This window comes from Cupriavidus sp. 05L310, assembly GCF_056398185.1.
The window spans coordinates 1-20,430 of the sequence record NZ_JBFTOX010000063.1 but is presented as its reverse complement, the minus strand read 5'-3'; the positions used below and the strand labels follow the sequence as shown (position 1 = coordinate 20,430).

Below are 20,430 nucleotides of genomic sequence, written 5' to 3'. Positions count from 1 at the left end.
CCTCCGCCTGGGAGCGAAGAGCAAGCCAGCGCAACCTGACCGCCACATCGATCAACCACCCATGCAAGTCCCCATCCTGCGCCTGAGCAACATCACCAAGCGCTTCGGCCAGCTGACCGCCAATGACGATATCTCGCTGGAACTGCGGCGCGGCGAAGTGCTGGCCCTGCTGGGCGAGAACGGCGCCGGCAAGAGCACGCTGGTCAGTATCCTGTTCGGGCACTACGTGGCCGATGCCGGCACGGTGGAGGTCGACGGCCAGCTTTTGCCGCCCGGCCAGCCACGCGCGGCGCTTGCCACCGGCATTGGCATGGTGCACCAGCATTTCACGCTGGCCGACAATCTCTCGGTACTGGACAACATCATGCTCGGCACCCGGCCGCTGTGGCATTGGCGCCTGGAACGGCGCGCGGCGCGTGACAGGGTGCTGGCGCTGGCCGAGCGCTTTGGCCTGGCCGTGCGGCCGCAAGCCAGGGTGGGCGAGCTGTCGGTGGGCGAGCGCCAGCGCGTGGAGATCGTCAAGGCACTGTACCGCGGCGCCCGCGTGCTGATCCTTGACGAGCCCACCGCGGTGCTGACGCCGCACGAGTCCGAAACGCTGTTCGCCACGCTGGCGCAGTTGATTGCCGAGGGGCTGTCGGTGATCTTTATCAGCCATAAGCTCGACGAAGTGCTGCGGGTGTCCGATCGCATCGCCGTATTACGCGGCGGGCGGCTGGTGGCGCAGTGCGCGGCGGCGCAGACCAGCAAGGCCGAACTGGCGGAACTGATGGTGGGCCGGGTGGTGGCCATGCCGGAACGCGCCGCGCGGCTGGACGCGGACGGTGCCAGTGAGGCGCCCGCCGTGCTGGCGTTGCAGAAGGTTGGCGCGTGTGGCGCGGACGGCCGCGCGCTGTTGCGCGAAGTCAGCCTGCAGGTACGGGCTGGCGAAATCGTGGGCATCGCCGGCGTGTCCGGCAACGGCCAGGCCGCGCTGGCGGAACTGACCAGCGGCACGCTGGCGGCCGCCGAGGGCCATGTCACGTTGGCTGGCAAGCCAATGCCGGCATGGCCGCGCGCATGGATCGAGGCAGGCGTGGCGCGCGTGCCGGAGGACCGCCACGCGGTGGGCGTGATCGGCGACCTGACCGTTTGGGAGAACGCCGCCAGCGAGCAACTCGGCGAGCCGCGTTTTTCTCGTGGGGGGGTGATCCGGCGCGCGGCGGCGCAGCGGTTTGCGCGGGAACTGGTCGCGCGTTTCGACGTGCGCACCGCCGGTATCGACGTGCCGGCCCGGACCATGTCGGGCGGCAATATGCAAAAGCTGATCCTGGGCCGGGCGCTCTCGGTGCGGGGCGAAGGGAGGGTGCCGCTGCTGGTCGTGGCCAGCCAGCCCACCTGGGGGCTGGACATCGGCGCGGTGGCCTATGTGCGCGCGCGCCTGCTCGATGCAGCGCAAGAGGGCGCGGCCGTGTTGCTGATCTCGGAAGACCTCGATGAACTCCATGCGCTGGCCGACCGCATTGCCGTGATGCACGCAGGCCGGCTGACCGAGGCGCGTCCGACGGCAGCATGGACGCTCGGAGAACTCGGACTGGCGATGGCCGGTGCCGGCGAAGGCGCGCATGGCGCTGCTGGAACGGGGGAGGTACTGCATGCGGCTTGAAGCCCGAAGCGGCGTCTCGCGCGTGGCCATGCTGGCCGCGCCGGTCATGGCGATCGTTGCTACCTTGCTGATCTGCGCCTTGTTGGTGCGTTGGGCCGGTGCGCCGGTGGGACGTGCTTACATGCTGCTGCTCGAAGGCGGCTTCGGATCGCGTTTTGCCTGGTCGGAAACGCTCACGCGCGCTACGCCGCTGATCCTGACCGGCTTGTCGGTTGCTGTAGCCTTTCGCGCTCGCCTGTTCAATATCGGCGCCGAAGGGCAGCTCTATCTCGGCGCGCTGGCGGCGGTGGCCGTTGGCGGGCAGGTCGATGGCGCGGCGGTGCCCTGGGCGCAGCAGCTGCCGACGGGCTTGCTGTTCGTGCTGATGGTGGCGGCCGGCATGCTGGCCGGTGCCTTGCTGCTGCTCGGGGCTGCATGGCTCAAGACGCGGCTTGGCGTGGATGAGGTGGTTACGACCTTGCTGGCCAACTTTATCGTGCTGCTGTTTGTGTCAATGATGCTGGACGGCCCGATGAAAGACGCCACGGCGATGGGGTGGCCGCAATCGGTGCCGCTGGTGCCGGAACTGGAATTGTCGAAACTGATGGCGCGCTCGCGCGTGCACAGCGGGCTGCTGCTGGCTGGCGCGCTTGCCGTGATCCTGTGGGCGGTCAACCGCTTCACGGTGTTCGGCCTGCAGATGCGCGCGGTGGGCGCCAATGCGCGCGCCGCGGCGTTCGCCGGCATGCCGGTGCGGCGCGTGACGATGTGGGCCGCGCTGTTGTCGGGCGGGCTGGCGGGATTGGCAGGCGTGGTGGAGGTGGCAGGGCGCACCAGCTATCTCACGCTCGATATTTCGCCGGGCTACGGCTACGCCGGTGTGGTCATCGCCATGCTGGCGGGGTTGCATCCGCTAGGCGTGGTGGCGGCGTCGGTATTCGTGGCGGGGGTGCTGGTGGGGGCGGACGGCATGAGCCGCGCGGTGGGCGTGCCCAACAGCATTGCCGACGTGATCGTGGCGGTGGCGCTGCTCGCCATGCTGGTGGCCACCATGCTGACACGCTACCGTATCCGTTTCGATGCGCGGGGCAAGGCGGCCTGATGGAATTGCTCGATATCCTGGCCTCGGCGCCATTCTGGATCGCGGTGCTGCGCGTGGCCACGCCGCTGGTCTTCGGCACGTTGGGCGTGTTGCTGTGCGAGCGCGCCGGCGTGCTCAACCTCGGCATCGAAGGCATCATGGTGGCCGGCGCGTTCGGCGGCTGGCTGGCGGTCTATCATGGCGCCCCGCTGTGGGGCGGGGTCGCTGTGGCTGCCGCCGTGGGACTTGCCTTCGGCCTGCTGCATGGCTGGCTGACGGTGAGCCTGGCGCTGTCGCAGCACGTGGCAGGCCTGGGCGTCACCATGCTGGCCACCAGCCTGTCCTACTATGCCTACCGGATCGGCTTCGCCTCGGTGTCCACGCCACCCACCATCAAGCCCTTCGCGCCGATGCGCTGGATCGAGGACGTGCCGCTGCTCGGCCGCGTGCTGGGCCCCGTCTTCGGCCAGGAAAGCGCGTTGACGCTGCTGGCGCTGGGCCTGGTGCCCGTGGTGGCCTGGGTGCTTTATCGCACGCCGCTCGGCCTGGCCGTGCGCATGGTCGGCGAGAATCCCGCTGCGGCGGAGGGGCAGGGGATTCGGGTAGGCGCCATGCGCATCGGTGCGATCATGGCCGGTTCGGCGTTGATGGCGGTGGGGGGTGCATTCCTGACGCTGTCCGCCTTTAATGCGTTCTTCTTTAATATGATCAACGGGCGGGGCTGGATCTGCGTGGCCCTGGTGGTGTTCGCGTCCTGGCGGCCGGGCCGCGCGCTGGCGGGTGCCTTGCTGTTTGCTGCCTTCGATGCGCTGCAACTGCGCCTGCAACAGAGCGGTGCCAGCCTGCCGGGTCTGCCGCCGCTGCCGTATCAGCTGTACCTGATGCTGCCGTACGTGCTGTCGATTCTCGCGCTGGTGCTGGTGGCGCGGCGCGCCACATACCCGCAGGCGCTGATGAAGCCCTATCGCAAGGGCGAACGCTGAGTCCAATCACACGTAGCGAATAACAAACAACCACTATGCTCGATCTTATCCTGCGCAACTGCACGCTCCCCGATGGCCGCACCGGCATCGATATCGGCATCGCGGGCGACCGCATCAAGGCAGTCGAGCCGGCGCTCAAGGCGCCAGCGGCGGCCGAGGTCGATGCGGCGGGGCAGCTTGTCACGCCGCCCTTTGTGGATGCGCATTTCCATATGGACTCCACGCTGTCCTACGGTTTGCCGCGCATCAACCAGTCGGGCACGTTGCTCGAAGGCATTGCGCTATGGGGCGAGCTCAAGCCGCTGCTGACGCAGGATGCCATCGTCGAGCGGGCACTCGCCTATTGCGACTGGGCGGTGGCCAAGGGGCTGCTGGCGATCCGTTCGCATGTGGATGTGTGCGATCCGCGCTTGCTTGCCACCGAGGCGCTGCTGCACGTGCGCGAGAAGGTGCGGCCTTACCTTGACCTGCAACTGGTAGCCTTTCCGCAGGACGGCGTGCTGCGCGCGCCCGGCGCGCTCGACAACCTCAAGCGCGCCCTGGGCATGGGCGTCGACGTGGTGGGCGGCATCCCGCATTTCGAGCGCACCATGGCCGATGGCGCGGAGTCCGTGCGCATCCTGTGCGAGCTGGCCTGCGAGCGCGGGCTGCGGGTGGACATGCATTGCGACGAGAGTGACGATCCGCTGTCGCGCCATATCGAGACACTGGCATGCCAGACCGTGCGGCTCGGGTTGCAGGGCCGGGTCACGGGTTCGCACCTGACCTCGATGCATTCGATGGACAACTACTACGTGTCCAAGCTGATTCCGCTGATTCGAGAATCCGGTGTGGCGGCCATCGCCAACCCGCTGATCAACATCACGCTGCAGGGCCGGCACGACACCTACCCGAAGCGGCGTGGCATGACCCGCGTGCCGGAGTTGCTGGCCGGGGGCGTGCCGGTGGCATTCGGCCACGATTGCGTGATGGATCCCTGGTACAGCCTGGGCTCCGGCGACATGCTGGAGGTGGCGCATATGGGCCTGCATGTGGCGCAGATGACGGGACAGGAGGCGATGCGCGCGTGTTTTGCCGCCGTCACCGAGACGCCGGCGCGGATCCTCGGGCTGGAGGGCTACGGCATCGCACCGGACTGCCGCGCGGACCTGGTGCTGCTGCAGGCGCGCGACCCGGTCGAGGCAATCCGCTTGCGCGCTACCCGTCTGCTCGTGCTGCGGGCGGGCAAGGTGGTGGCGAGCACGCGTCCGGCTACCGCCACCTTGCACCTGGATGGCAGGCCCGGGCAGGTCAGTTTCCAGCCTTGAGTCCGGTTTTGGGAAGACTGGGAAGAAATTGCAGGGCAGGTGTTGACAGCTGACTATGCAATCTGCATAATGTTGTTCTTCGCAGCGCTGCAGCAGCAAAGCAGTGAGACGAAGCCCAGATGGCGAAATTGGTAGACGCACTAGGTTCAGGTCCTAGCGGTGGCAACACTGTGGAGGTTCGAGTCCTCTTCTGGGCACCAAGACTCGATGAAAAAGGCCGTTGCTTATGCAGCGGCCTTTTTCTTTTGTGCCGCGCGATCTGTGCCGCGGCAAGGCCTTCTGGTCTGCTCAGGGTCCTGCGGACCAGGATTGCATCCTCCACTCATCGTCGTCCGCGGACTGGCTTGCCGATGTACCATCGGCCCTCAAGGCCGATACCGGCGTCAGCCGCCCTACATAAGCCAGCTTGCGCGTGACCTGGAAAGAGGGCACGTCGCCTTCCCGCATATGCAGCAGGTCGGCCGGCGAGACCGCGTCGTCCGCCGCGCTTGTCAGCGACAGGCCGGCCGCCCGGTAGGACGCGAGCACCAGTTGCGAGCAGAAGAAGCTGTTGCGCGCATCCAGCTCGTTGGGCGCCATCTGGATGGCGCTGAAGCTGCGCATGCAGGCGTTGCGGACCACGCCGGGCACACCCGGCAGTTCGCACAGACGCCGCTCCAGCGAAAACGGCGCATGCATGGCGATGCCGAGATGGTTATACGGCTGGCCTACCTGGGCCATCGCGAAGGCATGCAATTTCAGGCGCATACCATCGTCGAGCCCGGGGTGGCGGTAAGCCACGATGATGTCGCCGTCATTCAGCGCCTGTTGCAGCGGATAGACCCGAACGCCAGAGCCCACTGCCTCCACCACATTGCCGCCGCCCACATAGACGGCCGAATGGCTGACCTGCGATATCGTCGCCAGCCGGATCGCCGAAGAGTTGAATGAGGTGGCTGCCGAGAGCAGGATATCGCCGACCTGCAAGGCGTCGATATCGAGTGGGCGCACTTCGACCCCGGACACCTCCAGGCTCATCTGCTGGAAGCGTAGCGGCAGCCCGGAGCCCTGTGCCGCAGCGACATTGAGATCGTCCGCGTGGCTGCCCCATTGCGTCGCGCAGCCGCCCAGTGCGAGGCCCGCCAGCGCCGCACCGGCAATCATCAGGAGCCGGCTCATGCCTCGTCGTCCTTGCGCGCCGGAGGCATGCGCCGAAAGGGGAAGAGTTGCTGCCGTATGAAGCCATCGGGCATGTAGTCGCCGACCACGCCGTATTTTTCGGGGAAGCGCCTGCCGGACTTCACCGCGGTGCCGAACAGGTAATCGAGGAAGGCGTAGTGCGCCGAGTAATTCTTGTCGATCGCCTCGTCATCCGAGGCGTGGTGCCAGTGATGGAAATCCGGCGTCACCACCAGGTAGCGCAGCGGGCCCCACGGCAGGTGGACATTGGCGTGGTTGAATACCGCCTGGAAGCCCACGATGATGATGTACGCGTCGATGACAGCCTTGTTGAACCCGAGCACATACAACGGCGCCAGCACCAGCACCCGCGTGAATACCAGTTCGAGGATGTGCTGGCGCGAACCGGCGAGCCAGTCCATGGTCTTGGTGCTGTGGTGCACGGAATGGAATTTCCACAGGAAGGGCACCTCGTGATAGGCCCGATGGGTCCAGTACTGCGCCAGGTCGGCTGCCAGTATGCACAGCAGCAGTTGCAGCAGGAAGGGGATACCTCCCACGAAAGCATGCACGCTGTCGCGTACCAGCCAGCCGAACAAGCGGAAGATCAGGAAGTTGACCGTCAGCAGGATCAGGCCAACGATGAAGTGATTGACCGCGAAATGCACGAGGTCGGTCTGCCATTCGCGGCGAAATACGGCTTGCCCGCGATAGAGCGGGAACATCTTTTCGATGACCACGAAAATCAGTGTCGAGCCCAGCAGGTCGAGGATGAACCAGTCCAGGCCGATATATGGCGTGTGGTCCGGGAAGTCCCCCACCGGTACTCGCGAGCCACCGAGCGCCACGGCCAGCGCCACGAGCGCGAAGGCAGCGGCATTCAGACTGCGGCGGCGCCCCAGCACCAGGTTGCTCAGCGACAGGCCGCCTGACACCAGCAGCGCGGCAAACAGGACGTGGCGCAATACGTCGACCGAATACTTGTGGCGCAGTTCGGGCGTGGTCAGGTATTGCGGGAAATGGAAAGCGATCACGCCCAGCAGGCTGAGTCCGCCCAGGGCCAGCGCAAGGATGGCCGTGATCAGGCCGCGTCCGGCCGCAAGCTCGCCGCTGCTGCCCAGCAGGTCGCGCGTATCGCGCAACACGTTGTGCACCGGGGCGATTGGCAGTTTCCCGGCTGCGCCGTTCTGTTTCATTTTTGAATCATCGGACCCGCCAGGATTTTCAGGCCTGTCGGTCGAATCGCTATTTATCCGCATCTTCCGCTATTCCGTTGTTTTGCTTCTTCTTGTTCTGCTACGGCTGGCGCGCCGGGCATCGCTGCCGGGCCTGGCTGCCAGCCGCGATCCTAGCGGAGCGCTTTCGATTTGCATAGCAATGTGGCGCCGTCCGACACGTTCCGGCCGGCAGGCGAACGGTCCTGTGCGGCGCCCCACGCAAGGCGTGCCAGCGCCCTAACGTTTGGCCAGTGTTTGACCTATGCTCTAGCAAAGCCGACATGGTTCATTTCAGCCAGGGGTTGCAGTCATGGCCAGGCGCGTGTCATCTGCTAGCGCAACAGGAGGCGGTGCCAGCACCGCTGGTACTGGTCATTGCGCGCACGCTGTCCACTCCCATCCGTGCCGCCAGTGCTGTTGCTCGATTCTTGCGATGCTGCTGGCAGCCCTGGTGCAGGCCGAGGAGCGCCCCACGCCCGGCAACGCCGGCCTCGGCTGGAACCAGCCTGAATCTGATCCGTACGCGCAGGTTGCCAGCAATGCTCCGCCGTCGTCTGAGCAGGCTGCCGGCAACGCCTTGGCGCTGCCTCCGCAGATTGTCGGCAGCGACCTCCCGGATCCGCCTGCGCCGGCAGCGCGGCTCGCCGTGGAGGATACGCAGCCACCTCTGGTGGCGTCGATCGGCAAATGGGCCTGGACCGGCGGGTCGCCTCCTCCCGGTGCGGACAATGACGCCCCCGGTCCCTCGGCGGCCGTGCTCGATCCGATATATGCCGGACCGGCCAACGGGCCGCGGCCAGCCAAACTTTCCCTGCACCTGGACGATGTCACATCTGCCACCGGCTTCGTCGGCAACCGGATGCAAAGCATGGCTGTCGCGCTGGATACCGTACTCCCGCGCAGTGGCGGCCTGACGATACAACCGCGCTTGCAGCTCGCCTATCAGCCTGCTCCCGACAGAAGTGCATCCGGCTTCCTGGCCGGGCAGCAGGCAGACGCAAGCGCCGCGGAAGTCGTCCTGCGGGTCTATCGCACACAGCCGAGTCGGCTTACCGGAGTCAACGGTGTGTATCCGTTTGTCGAGGCCGACCTGTGGCAGGACCGCAAGCAGGTGATCAATATCAACGGCACACGCATCGATCCCGACATGCTGCGCGGACTTCTCTCTGTCAATCTCGGAGCGCACGGCAGCACCAACGGCGGCGTCAAGCTCTGGGTCAAGCTCAAAGCCGGCCGCAATCCTGGCGGCACTCTGGGGGCGCGCTACCGCTGGTAGGGGCGAGTCGCGCGCTTGCGCTGCGCCGGATTCAGCCGGTTCACCGCCGCATGAAGGGGCCTTCCCACCCAATCAAAGAAGAGGGCTTGCATTTCTGCGCCGTTGCGCTAGAATGCCGTCTTCGCGTGCGGCTGTAGCTCAGTTGGATAGAGTACTTGGCTACGAACCAAGGGGTCGTGGGTTCGAATCCTGCCAGCCGCACCACCAATGACAAGGGTCAGCACGTTTCGCGTGCTGACCCTTTTGTCTTTCTCGGGCGCCGGGATACACCCAGGGGTACACCGAAGAATGGGCTGTCTTGTGCCGGGGTGAGGGCGGGCAGGTCGATTGTTTGTGTTTTCGATTCCTTGGCCTGACTAGCGCGGGCGAGTTGAAGACGCCTTCCTTACTCTTGTTGCAGTTTCGTGCGATTGTCAGCGGCTGCACTAGCCGCGCCGAACCCGTCAACAAGCCAACTCCATACCGTCTCCTCCTCCATCCATGTCCTCCGAAATTGAAAAAGCTGCGGCCATTGTCTGGGTCAAGATCCAGATGGCGAAGCACGGACTCTCCTTGGCAGACCTGGAGGATGCTGGCTGTTTCCCGTTGCCGGAACCGGAACAGAAGCCAGTGGCACGCTATCGCGACGCGGAGGGGCGAAGCTGGGACGGGCAGGGCGAGATGCCTTCCTGGTTGCTGCGGGCGGTCAGCGCGGGCCAGAGCCAGGAGCATTTCCGGGTCGTCGGATGACCGGGCGCAATGCCGCCTTTCGCCCGTCCAAATGCTGGCGCCAGCATTTCATGGGATGACGAAGTATGGTTTTCCATTTTTTGGGATCCGCCCGCAGTACCTCGCTCAAGTAAATCTCATGGTGCTTTCCGGTTCGGACTGCATGCATGTCGATATGTTCATGCTTTTGCGTTGACGTGCGCGGGGCGCTTTCCGCGTCAGGCTGGCGGGAGACGCCGGGGTGGAAACACCACGCTCACGCGCAGGCCGCCGCTGCCGGGAGCCTGGCCGAGTTCGACGCGGGCGCCATGCCGGTCGGCGATCTGCCTGACGATCGACAGCCCGAGTCCACAGCCGTCGGCGCGCGAGCCGCGCAGGCGATAGAAGCGGCCGAATACCTTGGCCCGCTCGTCGGGCGGAATGCCAGGGCCGCTGTCGTTGACATTCAGCACGGCGTTGCCCGTTGCGTCGCACGCCACCGACACGTCGATTTGTCCGCCTTCCGGCGTGTAGCGGATCGCGTTGTCGACCAGATTGGCTGCAAGCTCGCGCAGCAGCAGCGGTTGTCCCGTCATCCATACCGGCCCGCTGCCGTCGAAGCCGAGGTCAATGCGCTTTTCGAGCGCTTGCGGCAACAGGTCGAAGCTCGTCTGGCGCACAAGCTCGGTCAGGTCGAGCCCCACGTCATCCACGACGTGGCCTGACTCGCTGCGCGCGAGCGCCAGCAGTTGCTGGATCATGCGTGAAGTGGCATCGGTGCTGTCATGGATCTCCTTCACGATTTCGCGCACGCGGCGGGCGTCGTGCTGCGCCAGCGCCAGCGCCGCCTGCGCCTTGAGCACCGTAAGCGGCGTCTTCAACTGGTGCGACGCATCGGCGATGAACTGCCGGTGCGCCTCGTTGAGCTGGCGCTGCCGGCCGGTGTGGAGATTGATCGCCTCGATCAGAGGAATCACTTCGCGCGGCACCGTTTGCGTGGCAATCGGTGTGAGGTCGGTCTGGTCGCGGCCTTTGATTTCGTCGCGGATACGCCGTAACGGCAGCAGGCCGCGCCGGACGCCGAGCGCGATCAGCAGCGCGGCCACTGCGATCAGGGTCAGCTGCATCGCGCTGGTGTCGAACAGCATGCGCCTGGACAAGGCTTCGCGCGCCCCCGTGGTTTCACCGACCTGGACCAGCAAGGGGCCGCAAGGCACGGCCTCGTATACCGGTCGCCGCAGCGCCACCAGCCGTACCGGCTCGCCGTTGTACATGGCGTTGTGGAACAACGGCTGGTCGCCCGCAGGCACGGTGGGCGGAGCGGGCAGGTCCTCCTGGCCCGTGACGAGCGATGGCGGATCAAGGCAACTCACCTTGTAGAAGATCCGGTCCTGCGAGCGGGTTTCCAGCATCTCCAGCGCGGCGTACGGCACGTCGACGGTCAGCTCGCCGCTCTGGACCGAAACCCGCTCCGCCATGGCAAGCGCTGAACCGAGCAGGGTACGGTCATAGGCCTGGTTGGCCTGCTCCAGCGTGCGCACGTAGTTGATGCGGAATCCGACTATCCAGACGGCGGACAGCGGAATTAGCAGCCACCGGAGGAGGTGGTTACGCAGTCGAATCATCGACCGCTTCCAGGCGGTAGCCGAGTCCGCGCAGGGTCCGGATGTGGGTACCGCTGCCCTCGAGGCGCTTGCGCAGCCGATGCACGTAAAGTTCGACGGCCTCCGCGCTGACCGCGTCGTCGAGCGAGCATAACTGCGCGCACATCTCCTGCTTGCTGACCGGCCGGCCGGCGCGTGTGATCAGGGTCTCCAGCACGCCATGCTCGCGCCGCGGCAAAACCAGCGGCTGGCCGGCCACGCTGAACTCCATGGCCACGCTGTCGAAGCACAGGCGGCCCATCTCGAACAGAGCATGCGTGCTGCCCTGCCGGCGCCGCGCGATGGCGCGCAACCTGGCCACCAGTTCGGCCAGGTCAAATGGCTTTGGCAGGTAGTCGTCGGCGCCCGCGTTCAGCCCGCGCACCCGGTCGGGTGTTTCACCCGACGCAGTGAGGATCAGCACCGGCACATCGTCGCCACGGGCGCGTGCACGGCGCAGCACTTCGATGCCGCTGATTCCCGGCAGCGCCAGGTCGAGCACGACCACGTCGTAGCGTTCCGCCTGGAGCAACTGGTCCGCGTGCAGGCCATCGGACACGACATCGAGCACCATGCCGGCGGCACCCAGGGCCTCCGTCAGCGAGCGCGCCAGTTTCGGGTTGTCTTCGACCAGCAGCGTGCGCATGGGGTCAACCCTCGCCGGCACTGCCGGTATGGGTGCAAAGGGCATTGGCGTCGCTATAATGGCGCGCCGGCTGGAGGAAACATGATATCGAGGGCATGGTTGATCGGGCTCCTGTTACTGCTGATGCTACCCATGGCGAGGGCCCAAGTCCCCGAGGGTTATCCCGCGGATTACGCGGCGACCATCGCGGCGGCGAAGCGTGAGGGCAGGGTGGTTGTTTACTCGCCCACCGACATGGCAGAGGCCCGGTACCTGATTGCGGATTTCAAATCCTTGTACCCCGGTGTCGATGTCGAGTACCACGATCTCAATAGCACCGAGGTCTACAACCGCTTCCTGAAAGAGGTTCAGGGTGGCAGCGCCACGGCCGACGTGCTGTGGAGTTCGGCCATGGACCTGCAGGTCAAGCTGGTCAACGATGGCTATGCCCTGCAGTACGCGTCGCCGGAGCGTGCCGGCCTGCCTGACTGGGCGGTCTGGAGGAACGAGGCCTGGGGCACGACGCTTGAGCCAGTCGGCTTTGCCTACAACAAGCGCCAGCTGGCCGCCGCCGAAGTGCCACGCACGCACGCCGATTTCATTCGTCTGCTCACGGCCGCTCCCGGACGCTTCAAAGGCCGCGTGATCACCTACGACCTGGAGAACTCGAGCCTGGGCTTCCTGTTCGCCACGCAGGACGCGAAGGCATCCGGCATGTGGTGGGACGTGGCCCGGGCGCTCGGTGCCAATCAGGTCCGGCAAGTCCCGAGTACCGCTGCCATGCTGGAGAGCGTGGCCTCCGGCGAAAGCCTGCTGGCCTACAACCTGTTGGGTTCCTATGCGTACAACAAGGTGCGCACCGATCCGGCGATCGGCTTTGTCTATCCGCAGGACTACGTGCTGGTCGGCTCGCGCATTGCGTTTATCCAGCGGCGCGCGGCGCATCCCAATGCAGCCAGGCTGTGGCTCGACTACATGCTGTCGAAGCGCGGCCAGACCGTGCTGGCAAACCAGCTGGGTTTGTTTGCGTTGCGTAGCGATGCGCATGGCGGCGGCAATGCGGCAGTGCTCCGGCTCGATGCGGGCAGCAACATCCGGCCGATCGCGATCGGCGCCGGGCTGATGGTCTATCTCGACCGCAACAAACGGCAGGAATTCCTCAAGCGCTGGAAAGACGCGCTGGCACAGCCGCGCTAAGCCTAGGGCTGCACTACGGCTTGCCGCCACTGCAGGATGAAATCCCGGTAGTTCTGGTTGTTGAGATAGCCAATCAGGCCCGGCCCGACCGCGATCGGCCTCAGGCTGCCGCCAAGCCTTTGCCTGAGGCGGGCGGCGGTGAATTCGCCTTCGACGTCGTCGCGCAGCGCGTAGAGGTGTGCGCTGTTCGCAATCACGGCCTGGCCGCGCTTGGACAGCGTGTAGTCCACCCAGAGCTTTGCGGCGTTGGGATGTGCCGCCTTCTTGTTGATCACGATGATGCGTGACATGACGAGCGTGTAGTCCTTCGGGAACACATAGCCCAGCGATGGATTCTTCTGCGCCTGCGCCACCGTGTAGGCGCCCAGCAGGTTGTAGCCAACCAGCACCTGGCCCGAGGCCACGCGCCTGGCCATGGCGTCGGTCGTCAGGTCGAGGCGGGCCGCGGCCTTGCCCAGGGCGCGGGCGACATCCCAGAATGCGGGCGATACAGCGACATCCTGCGTGGCAAGAAAGAAGCCGAGTCCGGACTTTTCAATATCGTAGCTGACCACCTTTCCCTTGAAGCGCGTTGGGTCGCTGTTCAGAAGCCGGGCCAGGTCGGCATGTGTCTGCGGCACTTCGCCGGCCCGCAGCAGCTTCTTGTTGTAGGCGACGACGATCGGCTCGTAGGTGGTGGCGAAGGCCTGGTTCTTCCAACTGGCCCACTCCGGGAAGTTCGCCTTTTCCGGAGAGTCGTAAGTCATGGTGTAGCCACTGTCGACCAGCGCGGCTTGCTGATCCATGGCTGAACTCCACAGCACGTCAGCGGATTCGCCGCCCAGCTGTGTCTCGGCGACAAAGCGGTGGTACAGCACGGTGCTGTTCAGGTCTTCATAGGTGATGTCGATACGCGGATACATGGCCCGGAAATCCGCAATCAGGAATTTGGCGATGCCCGCGTCCGTGGTCGAGTAAATCACCAGCCGGCCTTCGTCTTCGGCGGCCTTGACCGTCTCCGCGTACGCCGGTGCATAGCCAGGCGGAACACTGCCCTTGGACGCATAGCCCATGAGCTCCCCAGGCTCCTGCGCCATGCCGAGCGTGCAGATCAGCCCGAACCCCAGCCCGATGAGGAATTTCATGCTTTGCCTTCCGCTTCGTCTCGTCCGCTGACCGGCACCAGCAGCAGGGGGGTGCGAGTCTTGCGCATGACTTCATGGGCTACCGAGCCGAACAGCAGGCCGGCCAGGACACCATCGCCATGCGAACCCATCAGGATCAGGTCAGCGGGCCCAAGACGGGCTTCGTCGAGGATAAGCTGGGCCACGTCGTCCCCCTCGCACACGATGATCTCGGTGATCGGCCGCGGCGGGTTCTTGTCCGTGCGCACGGCATAGAAGGCCGCGATCTGCGCTTCAATGTGCAGCTTCACCCGTTGCGCGCGATCATGGTGATACCTGTCGAGCGCGTCCTGGGGCACGTGGGAATCGATCTCGATCAGCGACTTCTCGCGCTGGTCCGGGATAACGGTGAGCACCTGCAGTCTTGCGCCCAACCGGTTGGCCAGGCCGATGGCGTAGGCCAGCGCGTCTTCGCAGCCTTCGCTCAGGTCCGCGGCATAGAGAATGGATCGGATTTCGTTGTGCATGGTGGGCTACCGTCAATGGGCATGGCCAACGATGGGGATGACCCCGAAGACAACGGTGGCCACCAGCATGACCAGCGCCGCCGACAAGGCCCAGAGCAGCGTGTAGCGCTGGTGGTCGCCGAATTCGACCTCGGCCAGGCCGACCAGCAAATAGGTCGATGCGACCAGTGGACTGAGCAGGTGCACCTGCTGGCCGATCAGCGATGCGCGCCCGATTTCAGCGGCGCCAATGCCATAGACGGCGGCCGCTTTGGCAAGGATAGGCAGGATGCCGAAGTAGAACGCGTCGTTCGAGATGAAAAAAGTAAACGGGACGCTCAGCACGCCGGTGACGATGGCCATGTAAGGGCCCATCCAGTCCGGCACGGCGCTGATCACGCTGGCCGCGATCGCGTCGACCATCTTGGTGCCCGACAGGATGCCCACGAAGATACCGGCAGCGAAGATCAGCGACACCACGGGAACAATATTGGCGGCATGCGAGCTGAGCCTCTCCTTCTGGTCCTTGAGGCTGGGGTAGTTGATCATCAGCGCCAGCGCGGAGGCCACCATGAACAGTACCTGCAACGGCATGGTGCCGAGAATCAGCAGCACCATGAGTCCCAGGGTCAGCAGGAAATTGACCCAAAGGAGCCTGGGCCTGGCGATGTCGGGGTCGCCCGCTGTCACCTGCGGCTGTGCGGCGGAAGCGGGATCCGCCGAGCCTGCCGCAATGGCGCCGAGCCGCGTGCGCTCGCGGCGCCCCAGCAGGAAGGCGACGAACAAGCCCCAGCACCCGGTGACGATCATCGGCAGGATCATCGGTACGAAGATCAGGCCCACGTCCACGCCAAGCGCGCTCGCCGCGCGCGCGGTGGGGCCGCCCCAGGGCAGGATGTTCATCAGCCCGCCAGCCATCATGATTACGCACGCCAGCACAAGGCGGCTGATGCCGAGCCGCTTGTAGAGCGGGAGCATGGCGGCGCAGGTGATCATGTAGGTGGTGGAGCCGTCGCCGTCGAGCGAGACGCACACTGCCAGCACGAAGGTGCCGACGACGATCTTCATCGGATCCCCGCCCACCATTCTCAGGATCACGCGCACCGCCGGGTCGAACAAGCCGGCGTCGATCATCACGCCGAAATACAGGATGGCAAACATCAGCATCACGCCCGTCGGCGCGAGCTTCTTGATGCCATCCAGCATCATCGCCCCCAGCTCCATCCCAAAGCCACCGATCAGCCCGAACGTGATCGGCACCAGGATCAGCGCGACCATGGCCGAAAGGCGCTTGGTCATGATCAGCGCCATGAAAACGATCACCATCGAATAGGCGAGGAGGGTCAGCATGTCGTGTATCTCCGCTCTCTCAGGCTACGAACTGGCACTGGGAAGCCGGCGTGCGCGTGTCCATATTGCGGCCCCGGTTCAGGTGGTCGTCGATTTCGGCGGCGCAGCCAAGCATGCGCGGGTAGAGGAAGATCGTGAAGGCGGCCGTCTCCAGCGCGCTTTCCGCGTACTGTCCGCCCTGGTAGGGCTGCCAGAGCATCTTGAGCAGTAGCGCGGCGATCACCGCGTCGATATTCACGCAGTAGACGGTGCGCGACACGCCCTCATCGAACAAGGTTTGCACCAGCTCACGGTAGAAGGTGTGGAACACGTTGTACTCGCCGCGGCCGGCGAGCAGCCCGGCAATGAACACCTCCCGGGGGTCGTGGTTGACAGGCTTGTCCTTGAACACCGGGTGGTTGACGCCGGGGATCTTCTGGATGTCCAGGCTGCCGGTATTCTTCTTGTTCGCCTTGTAATCGGCATAGCGTTTGACATATCGCTGCGCCAGGGCCTTGAGGTCGATACCGTGATTGGGGTCGCCTGGGTCCTTGAGGCCGGTGTCCTTGAACTGCTCGATCAGGAAGGCGATGCCTTCGTAGCCGTTGCCGCCATGCGCATAGCCGGAGTGCGTGAGAAAGCCGGCCAGCGCTTTGTTGAGCTGCACGCGGCCCGGGTCTTCGGGCCCGTCCGCCGACACCGCGCCCTTGGCGCCCTGCGCGGAGATCGTGCCCGGTCCGTTGCTTAGCAGCAGCCCGACCAGCACCTGGAACGCATACAGATCGGCAGGATTGGGTGTCAGGCCCAGGAGGGCGACAAATGCGACTTCGCTGATTGGCCGTCGCTCCAGAATGTCGCTGATCGCCATGCCGCAGAAACTGTCGGCCGCGTGCTGATTCGCCGGCACCGAGGCGCCGATCAGCGCGCCGAACAAGCGCATCCACCAAGGCAAGCTCTCCGCGGTGATCCGCGACACGCGCTTGCGCATCAGCGGCCCCCAGGCCAGCGTGGTGGTAATGGCGGCCAGTACAGCGTCTTCCGTCGGGTGGCCCGGCAGGGTGCGGAGGTAGCTGATGAACACCGACCTGGCGCCTCGGGCCTTTAGCCCATTGAGCATGGCGCCGGCGCGGCCGTCGGCCTGGTCCGCGACGAACAAGGCCGGGTCTTCGAGTTGGATCCCGCTGATGTCGAAGCTTTCGTTCATCGCATCGTCGAGGCCGGCTGCCGCGAACGCGTCGATCAGCATTTGCGACAGTGCCCGCGCGCGCTCTTGCGTGCGCGGCCCGAGGATGCTGGCCGCCGTGGCCAGTACGCTGTTGGGCGCGTTGCCGGCATCGCGCGAGGCCTGGGCGGCCGCCAGCGCGGGGTGGCCGTGCAAGTTCAGCCCGGCCCCGATGGCCACGTTGATCAATCGCTGGTCGTTGACGCCACCGGGCTCGTGCAGCAGCGCCAGGTTCACGTTGGTCTCCAGCGGATGCTGCGCCGCGTCGAGCATCGATACGCCGTGCAGGCTGGTCAACTGCGTCCTGGCATCCATCTGCGAAGCGCCCGACGTGTCTTTCATGGACTGCCGGGGTAGCATGGCACCGATCTGTTGCCTGAGGGCGGCAATCTGCTGGCCGTACGGCGCGGGCGCCTCCACCACGGCGAGATCGAGTTCAGGTGGCAGCTTCAGGCCCCGGCTGGCACTGAACCAGGGCTTGAGCTCCATCGTGCCTTCCGGCGCGAAATCGGGCTGCACGCCGTTGGCACGCATCACAGCCGTCAGCGCGGCCGGGATATCGGCGATATTGACCACCACCGCGCCCTTGGCCGAGACCACCGGGTTCTGTGGCGTGAATAGCGCATCGACGCCGAATTTTTCCATGAACCAGCGCTCTTTGGATTCGGCGTCGTCGGCGCCACCGGCCATGGCCCCGGCATGGCCGACGGCGCGTGTGAGCTTGCTCTTCCAGCGGCCGACCACGCAGGCCACCACCGGTTTGGTAAAGCTGGCATCGCGTTCGTAGTAGCCGCCTGGCTCGCAATACAGCACCGCGGCCTTGCTACGGTCGTCGTGGGCCAGCGCGAAGGCGAATTCGGGGGCGGCGTAGTGAATGTAGACATCCTTGCCGCTAGAGATCAACGTGGTCGTGCCCCAGCCAGCCATGCGCAGGTACTGCGCAATGGTGGTGGTGAAGCCGCCCGAGTTCGACAGGATCGCGATCGAGCCTTTGCGCAAGGTGTCGGCCGGCGCGTCCCCGCCCAGCGCGCCACCGATGCGAACCTGATTCCAGGCGTCGGCCACGCCGAGGCTGTTGCCTCCGAAGATATCGACGCCGTTGAGCTGGGCCAGCGCGCGGATTTCGCGGGCGTCGTGTACCGACATCTTCTCGGTTGGAATGAAGATCTTCTTGAGGTCAGGGTTGACCCGTATCAGCTCGACTACGCCGTCGTCGGCCGCAGAGGGCGGCAGATAGACCACGCCGCAATTGAAGCGGTGGCCGGCCTCCAGGCCTTCACGTACATTGTTGTAGACCGGGATCGGCCCCGCCGGCGTGTCCAGCACCTGCCCCTTGCGGCCTGGCGAGGTGCCGAACACCACGTTGCCGCCAGAGTAGGCATGGCCTACCGGCGTCACGTCGCTGGACTCGCCTCCCATAATGTTGAGCACGCACACGCGGTCCTCGCGCGTGGCCACTTCCGACAAGGATTGAATACCGACGAAATACTTGAAATCACCAACACCTTTGGCGCGCATGGTTGTCTCCTGTACAGTGACTTCAGGCGGTCACATTCAAACTGGCCGCGACTTGTGCGCGGCCACCGGCTTTCATCCAGGCGTCTACCTTACGAGCATAGTCCACCACCTCGCTCATCGCCGAGTCGAATCCAAAGCTCACGTAGGGCAGGCCGAGCGACTCGCACGTGTCGCGCAGCACGGCCATGCCGCGGACCAGGTTCGGTCCCCCGCGTCCGACCACCACGTAGAGCGGCGTGGCGCCGTACTTGCCGAAATGCTCCCGCAGCGCGTCGGCCATGGCGCGGAAGGTCTCGAAGATATCGGTGTTGTTGGACTTGCCCCCGATGATGAACAGCACGTTGCTCTGCTTGAGCCAATGCTTGAAGCAGATGCCGGCGACAGCCTTCATCTTCTCGTACGGCGGGTTCCCGCCGAAGTCGGAAGAGATGATGGCGTCGTCTCCCAGCATTTGCGTCACCAGGGAATTCGCGCCGCCTCCGAAGGTCGGCGCCAGGATGGTTCCCTTGTCGTTGATGATGTACACGTCACTTTGCCCCTGATAGGTACGGAGCTGGTTGATCTCTTGCTCGAAGGGCGACGTGTCGACAGCAAACAGATGAGGCGGCAGGTCCAGGCGCTGCCAGCGCGGATCGTCGCGGTCGAAGCCGCACTTGAAGTCGCAGGCGACAGGCGTGAGCCGCCCGCGCTTGTCCGCGCGCATCCGGATCGGGTTGAGCTCCAGCGTGGTCATGCCGTAGTCGTGGAACAGGTCCCACAGGTTTGGCAAATGCTGCACCAGCGGCGAGATGATCTCCTTTGGCGCGTTCAGGCCGCTCAACGCGTTCGCCACGACAAAGGCCTTGAGGCCGGTCAACGGGTTGAAAGGCACGCGGGCGACCTGGCTGTCGTCCAGTTCCTCGATGTCCATGCCGCCGTGGTGGGTCAAGGTCATGGTCGGGGCGCGGAACTCGGTGGAATCGGTCAGCGAAAAGTAGATCTCGTGGTCGGAAGGCACGCCGCCTTCGAAGGTCACGCCATTGGCCTTGGCGTGCTGGTTGCCGTGGTGGTGCTCGGCAAAGTAGAGCCGCTCTTTTTCCTTGAGTGCCGATGCCAGGTCACCCACCCGGCCCAGCAGGCCGGCCTTGCCCTTCTTGCCGACACCGCCGCGGAATACCGGCTTGATGAAGACTTGTTTGTGGCGTTCGATCAGCGCTTTGATCTGGTCGTCGTTGGCGTCGGGCCCGAGTACCTCAGCCGTGGGGAAGCCCACGAGTTGCAGCAAGCGCGCGCCGTGAAGCATGCCGGTGATTTGCATGTTGTCTCCTCCGTCTATTAACTACGATCGCCGGGGCATGCTATTCCAGCGAAGCTTTCGCCCGGCTTACATCCAGGGGGCAGGGACTTCCCGCATGCAGCTGGCTGCAGGGCAGGGCGCCTCTTTGAGGGGCAGGGTGTTGAGTGCGGGGGCAACGCCTTTGCCAGATACTGATGCGCACTATGCGATGTGCGCAGGCGTCACCAGATGGAGCACTGAAGTGCTTTGCGATGGGTGATCGAAACGGCTCCTGCAATTTTTTCCAGAAAGGGCTTGTCAGGCGGGCGCCGACGCTTTAGTATTCGCCCCCTCGCAACACAAACGCCGCGCTGCAAGGCAGGCGGGGCAAGGGTTGCAGGGTTTGCTGGAAAGGTGGGCGGCGCAAAAAAGCGAGGCTTGCCGAAGCAAGAAAAGATTAAAAGTGTTTGACGAAACGTAGAAGGTTCTTCATAATCTCGTTTCTCTGCTGCAGCAAACGCAGCGACGCGGTAAGCAAAGCGARCCGCGGCTAGTTCTTTAACAAACAAACAACCGATAAGTGTGGGCGCTTGATAGCGGATGCGGAAGACTTCGGTCTTTTAGCTTACAAGTTATAAAGTGCTCGCACAGTAAAACATGTTGGTTATGTCCGGGGTGCAAATCACGGATGTAGCCAGT

16 protein-coding genes and 2 tRNA genes are annotated in these 20,430 nt (G+C 64.8%); 9 read left to right on the top strand and 9 right to left on the bottom strand.

The features are described from left to right. Window positions 1–61: 61 nt before the first annotated feature. The 5 genes from AC1DS6_RS34295 to AC1DS6_RS34275 all read left to right on the top strand — a co-directional run bounded on the left by AC1DS6_RS34295 (window position 62) and on the right by AC1DS6_RS34275 (window position 5,195). The gene (locus AC1DS6_RS34295; protein WP_477104116.1) at window positions 62–1,645 is read left to right on the top strand and encodes an ABC transporter ATP-binding protein; all 1,584 of its coding nucleotides are present in this window, start codon (window positions 62–64) and stop codon (window positions 1,643–1,645) included. After that, the gene (locus AC1DS6_RS34290) at window positions 1,635–2,726 is read left to right on the top strand and encodes an ABC transporter permease (RefSeq protein ID WP_441634601.1); all 1,092 of its coding nucleotides are present in this window, start codon (window positions 1,635–1,637) and stop codon (window positions 2,724–2,726) included. Before AC1DS6_RS34295 ends, AC1DS6_RS34290 begins: the two co-directional genes overlap by 11 nt. After that, window positions 2,726–3,688 carry an ABC transporter permease gene (locus AC1DS6_RS34285; protein ID WP_477104115.1) on the top strand — a complete coding sequence of 321 codons (963 nt, stop codon included), beginning with the start codon at window positions 2,726–2,728 and terminating at the stop codon, window positions 3,686–3,688. The genes AC1DS6_RS34290 and AC1DS6_RS34285 overlap by 1 nt, the downstream gene beginning before the upstream one ends. Window positions 3,689–3,723: 35 nt before the next feature. Next, window positions 3,724–4,995, top strand: a complete 1,272-nt coding sequence (locus AC1DS6_RS34280) for an amidohydrolase family protein (protein ID WP_441634603.1) — start codon at window positions 3,724–3,726, stop codon at window positions 4,993–4,995. A 113-nt stretch (window positions 4,996–5,108) separates the two neighbouring features. Beyond that, a tRNA-Leu gene (locus AC1DS6_RS34275) sits at window positions 5,109–5,195 on the top strand. A gap of 88 nt (window positions 5,196–5,283) precedes the next feature. Here the strand turns inward: AC1DS6_RS34275 and AC1DS6_RS34270 are convergent. Beyond that, window positions 5,284–6,153, bottom strand: a complete 870-nt coding sequence (locus AC1DS6_RS34270) for a YiiX/YebB-like N1pC/P60 family cysteine hydrolase (RefSeq protein WP_477104114.1) — start codon at window positions 6,151–6,153, stop codon at window positions 5,284–5,286. After that, window positions 6,150–7,349 (bottom strand): sterol desaturase family protein, encoded by a 1,200-nt coding sequence (locus AC1DS6_RS34265; RefSeq protein ID WP_441634607.1) that lies wholly within the window; start codon window positions 7,347–7,349, stop codon window positions 6,150–6,152. The genes AC1DS6_RS34270 and AC1DS6_RS34265 overlap by 4 nt, the downstream gene beginning before the upstream one ends. Window positions 7,350–7,803: 454 nt before the next feature. Here AC1DS6_RS34265 and AC1DS6_RS34260 point away from each other — a divergent pair, with 454 nt between their 5' ends. The 3 genes from AC1DS6_RS34260 to AC1DS6_RS34250 all read left to right on the top strand — a co-directional run bounded on the left by AC1DS6_RS34260 (window position 7,804) and on the right by AC1DS6_RS34250 (window position 9,375). Next, window positions 7,804–8,646, top strand: a complete 843-nt coding sequence (locus tag AC1DS6_RS34260; protein ID WP_441634609.1) for a hypothetical protein — start codon at window positions 7,804–7,806, stop codon at window positions 8,644–8,646. A 127-nt stretch (window positions 8,647–8,773) separates the two neighbouring features. Next, window positions 8,774–8,850: transfer RNA gene (locus AC1DS6_RS34255), tRNA-Arg, on the top strand. A gap of 276 nt (window positions 8,851–9,126) precedes the next feature. Continuing rightward, entirely contained in the window at window positions 9,127–9,375 is a 249-nt protein-coding gene (locus tag AC1DS6_RS34250; RefSeq protein WP_441634611.1) for an H-NS family nucleoid-associated regulatory protein, read from the top strand. Window positions 9,376–9,572: 197 nt separating this feature from the next. Here AC1DS6_RS34250 and AC1DS6_RS34245 read toward each other — a convergent pair whose 3' ends face one another. Beyond that, window positions 9,573–10,958 carry a sensor histidine kinase N-terminal domain-containing protein gene (locus AC1DS6_RS34245; protein WP_477104113.1) on the bottom strand — a complete coding sequence of 462 codons (1,386 nt, stop codon included), beginning with the start codon at window positions 10,956–10,958 and terminating at the stop codon, window positions 9,573–9,575. Continuing rightward, the gene (locus AC1DS6_RS34240; RefSeq protein ID WP_441634615.1) at window positions 10,942–11,622 is read right to left on the bottom strand and encodes a response regulator; all 681 of its coding nucleotides are present in this window, start codon (window positions 11,620–11,622) and stop codon (window positions 10,942–10,944) included. The genes AC1DS6_RS34245 and AC1DS6_RS34240 overlap by 17 nt, the downstream gene beginning before the upstream one ends. 132 nt (window positions 11,623–11,754) lie before the next feature. Here AC1DS6_RS34240 and AC1DS6_RS34235 point away from each other — a divergent pair, with 132 nt between their 5' ends. Continuing rightward, window positions 11,755–12,798: an ABC transporter substrate-binding protein gene (locus AC1DS6_RS34235; protein WP_477104112.1), complete on the top strand. Its 1,044-nt coding sequence runs from the start codon at window positions 11,755–11,757 to the stop codon at window positions 12,796–12,798. 2 nt (window positions 12,799–12,800) lie between these two features. Here AC1DS6_RS34235 and AC1DS6_RS34230 read toward each other — a convergent pair whose 3' ends face one another. The 5 genes from AC1DS6_RS34230 to AC1DS6_RS34210 are packed head-to-tail and all read right to left on the bottom strand — an operon-like array spanning window position 12,801 to window position 19,773. Further along, window positions 12,801–13,922, bottom strand: a complete 1,122-nt coding sequence (locus AC1DS6_RS34230) for an ABC transporter substrate-binding protein (protein ID WP_441634617.1) — start codon at window positions 13,920–13,922, stop codon at window positions 12,801–12,803. Then, on the bottom strand, window positions 13,919–14,428 hold the full coding sequence (locus tag AC1DS6_RS34225; RefSeq protein ID WP_477104111.1) for a universal stress protein: 510 nt from the start codon (window positions 14,426–14,428) through the stop codon (window positions 13,919–13,921). The genes AC1DS6_RS34230 and AC1DS6_RS34225 overlap by 4 nt, the downstream gene beginning before the upstream one ends. Before the next feature lie 12 nt (window positions 14,429–14,440). Next, window positions 14,441–15,757, bottom strand: coding sequence for a CitMHS family transporter (locus tag AC1DS6_RS34220; protein WP_441634621.1), 1,317 nt, complete (start codon window positions 15,755–15,757; stop codon window positions 14,441–14,443). A 19-nt stretch (window positions 15,758–15,776) separates the two neighbouring features. Next, window positions 15,777–18,476 carry a CoA-binding protein gene (locus AC1DS6_RS34215; RefSeq protein ID WP_441634623.1) on the bottom strand — a complete coding sequence of 900 codons (2,700 nt, stop codon included), beginning with the start codon at window positions 18,474–18,476 and terminating at the stop codon, window positions 15,777–15,779. Between the two features lie 22 nt (window positions 18,477–18,498). Beyond that, on the bottom strand, window positions 18,499–19,773 hold the full coding sequence (locus tag AC1DS6_RS34210) for an ATP citrate lyase citrate-binding domain-containing protein (protein WP_477104110.1): 1,275 nt from the start codon (window positions 19,771–19,773) through the stop codon (window positions 18,499–18,501). Between the last annotated feature and the right edge of the window lie 657 nt (window positions 19,774–20,430).

Excerpts from the sequence above, each read along its gene's own strand:
- AC1DS6_RS34210 (WP_477104110.1), bottom strand. The coding sequence starts at position 19,773 with ATGCAAATCACCGGCATGCTTCACGGCGCGCGCTTGCTGCAACTCGTG.
- AC1DS6_RS34225 (WP_477104111.1), bottom strand. The coding sequence starts at position 14,428 with ATGCACAACGAAATCCGATCCATTCTCTATGCCGCGGACCTGAGCGAA.
- AC1DS6_RS34250 (WP_441634611.1), top strand. The coding sequence starts at position 9,127 with ATGTCCTCCGAAATTGAAAAAGCTGCGGCCATTGTCTGGGTCAAGATC.
- AC1DS6_RS34230 (WP_441634617.1), bottom strand. The coding sequence starts at position 13,922 with ATGAAATTCCTCATCGGGCTGGGGTTCGGGCTGATCTGCACGCTCGGC.
- AC1DS6_RS34290 (WP_441634601.1), top strand. The coding sequence starts at position 1,635 with ATGCGGCTTGAAGCCCGAAGCGGCGTCTCGCGCGTGGCCATGCTGGCC.
- AC1DS6_RS34245 (WP_477104113.1), bottom strand. The coding sequence starts at position 10,958 with ATGATTCGACTGCGTAACCACCTCCTCCGGTGGCTGCTAATTCCGCTG.
- AC1DS6_RS34215 (WP_441634623.1), bottom strand. The coding sequence starts at position 18,476 with ATGCGCGCCAAAGGTGTTGGTGATTTCAAGTATTTCGTCGGTATTCAA.
- AC1DS6_RS34265 (WP_441634607.1), bottom strand. The coding sequence starts at position 7,349 with ATGAAACAGAACGGCGCAGCCGGGAAACTGCCAATCGCCCCGGTGCAC.
- AC1DS6_RS34285 (WP_477104115.1), top strand. The coding sequence starts at position 2,726 with ATGGAATTGCTCGATATCCTGGCCTCGGCGCCATTCTGGATCGCGGTG.
- AC1DS6_RS34280 (WP_441634603.1), top strand. The coding sequence starts at position 3,724 with ATGCTCGATCTTATCCTGCGCAACTGCACGCTCCCCGATGGCCGCACC.
- AC1DS6_RS34260 (WP_441634609.1), top strand. The coding sequence starts at position 7,804 with ATGCTGCTGGCAGCCCTGGTGCAGGCCGAGGAGCGCCCCACGCCCGGC.
- AC1DS6_RS34295 (WP_477104116.1), top strand. The coding sequence starts at position 62 with ATGCAAGTCCCCATCCTGCGCCTGAGCAACATCACCAAGCGCTTCGGC.
- AC1DS6_RS34220 (WP_441634621.1), bottom strand. The coding sequence starts at position 15,757 with ATGCTGACCCTCCTCGCCTATTCGATGGTGATCGTTTTCATGGCGCTG.
- AC1DS6_RS34235 (WP_477104112.1), top strand. The coding sequence starts at position 11,755 with ATGGCGAGGGCCCAAGTCCCCGAGGGTTATCCCGCGGATTACGCGGCG.
- AC1DS6_RS34240 (WP_441634615.1), bottom strand. The coding sequence starts at position 11,622 with ATGCGCACGCTGCTGGTCGAAGACAACCCGAAACTGGCGCGCTCGCTG.
- AC1DS6_RS34270 (WP_477104114.1), bottom strand. The coding sequence starts at position 6,153 with ATGAGCCGGCTCCTGATGATTGCCGGTGCGGCGCTGGCGGGCCTCGCA.